This window comes from Alkalihalophilus lindianensis (assembly GCF_032843265.1).
Classification (GTDB): Bacteria; Bacillota; Bacilli; order Bacillales; family Bacillaceae_D; genus Alkalihalophilus; species Alkalihalophilus lindianensis.
In genome coordinates this window covers 1-283 of the sequence record NZ_JAWJBA010000191.1, presented here as the reverse complement: position 1 = coordinate 283, position 283 = coordinate 1, and the positions used below count along the sequence as shown (strand labels likewise).

At 55.5% G+C, this 283-nt stretch carries 1 pseudogene; it reads right to left on the bottom strand.

Going from position 1 to position 283, the window contains the following annotated elements:
- Nucleotides 1-283: pseudogene (locus tag RYX56_RS21880) on the bottom strand (hypothetical protein); the annotation flags it as partial.

Sequence of the window (283 nt, the reverse complement as noted above, 5' to 3'; positions counted from 1 at the left end):
GCCTGCTCCATGGCCGCCGCCCTGACCTGAACCACCTCGGCCATTTCCTGCGCCACCGTTCCCGGATCCGCTGCCATTCCCTGACCCGGTTCCAGATCCGTTGCTAGATGAGTTCCCTTTTCCAGATGACCCGCTATTTCCTGTTCCTTGATTTTCTGCTTGGTTTCCGCTATTCGGATGTGCAGGGGGATTCCCGTTACTGCCACTTGAGCTGGTTGGCTTATTTCCTCCAGCCGGTCCAGATGAATGAAGTGCGATTTGCCGGGATTTTAGTCCATTTGCT